The following is a 1738-nucleotide window of genomic DNA, read 5'->3' on the forward strand; positions in this document are numbered from 1 at the left end:
GCGACCGCCGGCGATCGCGGGAGCGGTCACGTCCGGCGCCGCACCGCCCACCACACGCCCGCGGCGACGATCAGCGCGCCGACCACCACGAACGGCCAGACGGGAACGCCGCGATCGGGCGGTGCGGCCGGGGTGGCGGTCGCCGACGGGCCGGGTGTCCCGGTGCCTGCCACGTCTAGCGCGAAGGACCAGGAGCCGGTCACCACGTGGCCGTCGGCCGAGGTCAGCCGGTAGTTCACGGTGTAGTCGCCGGCCGGCCCCAACGGGCGCACACCCACGCTCACCAGGGCATCGGCGACCTCGGGCTCACCCGTCGACCAGAGGTTTCCGTCCGGGCCGACGACGGTCATCGCCGCGAACGCCTTCTGCATCGGTTCGTTGAACGTCGCCGTCACCCGCTGCGGCGACGCGGTGAGCACCGTGTCCTCGGCGGGATCGGCGGCGACGCGGGCCGCGTGCGCGGCGGCAGGCCCCGCGCCCGCCAGGGCCAGCGCGGCCAGCACGACGGTCACCAGGGCAGTGAGCACCCGCAGGCGCGTCGGCGGGTGCGGCATGGTCGTCAGACGACGCCCAGGCGAGCCATCAGGTCGGCATCGATCCCGTCGAGCTGCGTGGCGATGGCCGAGTGAGCGGACCGCCTGCGCGTCGACGGCATGTTCTCGGCGGCGGTCACCGCGGCCGACAGATCGCTGAGCCGCTCGGTGATCGCGGCGACGAACTGTTTGGTCTCCGCGTCCTTGGGCTTCTTCTCGGCGACCAGCCGCAGGGACTGCTCCGCGCCGGCGATGCGGGCCGACAGTTCGGCGCCGTGCCCGGAGAACTGGCCGAGCTGGCTGAGTGGGACGCCCAGCCGGTCGGCGCGCCGCTCGTCGACGAGCCCGCGTGCGGCGATCGACGCCCGGTACACAATCGGAACGGCGATCGGTGCCAGCAAACGCGCCACGGTCAGCACCCGCCGAATACGCGTGGCGGAGAACAGCTTGCCCTCCCTGGCGGCTTTGAGCTGTGTCTCAGCAACTCGCAGGGCTGCCCGGTCGCTGTCGCGCTGAGCGCGCAGTTGAGCCTTCAGCGCCCGCGTCTCGGCCTTGTTGGCGGCCTTGATCCGGCGCGTCTCGTTCTTGGCGGAGAGCTTGGCCTCCATCTTGGCCTTCACCTTGATGGCCCGGGCCTCGGCCCGGCGGGTAGCGCGGCTCTTGCGTCGCTTGAACAGGGCCATCCCGGCGTGCCTCCCGGTTGATTCGTCACTGGATGCGCGTGCGGCCACATCGCCGCGGAACAACAGTATCGTTCGAGCACATCGCCGCCCTGCCGCGCCCCTGCGGGCGGCTGGGCCTATTAGTTGCAGTAGCAAACCGTGACCACGGATTATGCGACAATCGGTGGACCGCCAGAGAGGCCGGCGGGCGGGGCTACGAGGGGTGGTGGCGGAGTGGGATCGCGCGTTCGCGTCGCCACGTCGGCCGGGCTGGTGGCTTCCGGCCTGTTCCTCACGGGTCTCGGCGGAGCGATGGCATTTGCCGGGCCCGATCAGGGCCGCGGCGGTGCCGACCGCCAGTCGCAGGACTCCCGCGGTGATGACCGCGCCGACCGCGGCGACCGGCCCGGTCGCGACGGACCCGATCGCCCCGGACCTGATCGCGACGGCCCCGACCGCCCGGGCCGGCCGGGCGACCCCGATCGGGGCGACGACGGCCCGAGGGGCCCCGGGCGCGGCGACGACGACCCGCGCGGACCCGGC

The 1738-nt window shown here is 73.3% G+C and carries 2 protein-coding genes and 1 pseudogene; 1 reads left to right on the plus strand and 2 read right to left on the minus strand.

Annotation, left to right across the window (positions count from 1 at the left end; all coding sequences use genetic code 11):
• Window positions 1-26 precede the first annotated feature (26 nt).
• A complete protein-coding gene (locus H7I41_RS24465) occupies window positions 27-554 on the minus strand; it encodes a copper resistance CopC family protein (RefSeq protein ID WP_264015214.1) in 528 nt (175 codons plus the stop codon).
• A 5-nt stretch (window positions 555-559) separates the two neighbouring features.
• Window positions 560-1216, minus strand: a complete 657-nt coding sequence (locus H7I41_RS24470; RefSeq protein WP_264015215.1) for a DUF6474 family protein — start codon at window positions 1214-1216, stop codon at window positions 560-562.
• Window positions 1217-1429: 213 nt separating this feature from the next.
• On the opposite strand from H7I41_RS24470, the pseudogene H7I41_RS24475 reads away from it, so the two are divergent.
• Window positions 1430-1738, plus strand: a pseudogene (locus H7I41_RS24475) (hypothetical protein); the annotation flags it as partial.

This window comes from [Mycobacterium] manitobense (assembly GCF_025821665.1).
Taxonomy (GTDB): Bacteria; Actinomycetota; Actinomycetes; order Mycobacteriales; family Mycobacteriaceae; genus Mycobacterium; species Mycobacterium arseniciresistens.

Coding starts and splice junctions, on each gene's coding strand:
- H7I41_RS24465 (WP_264015214.1), bottom strand. CDS start 554: ATGCCGCACCCGCCGACGCGCCTGCGGGTGCTCACTGCCCTGGTGACC.
- H7I41_RS24470 (WP_264015215.1), bottom strand. CDS start 1,216: ATGGCCCTGTTCAAGCGACGCAAGAGCCGCGCTACCCGCCGGGCCGAG.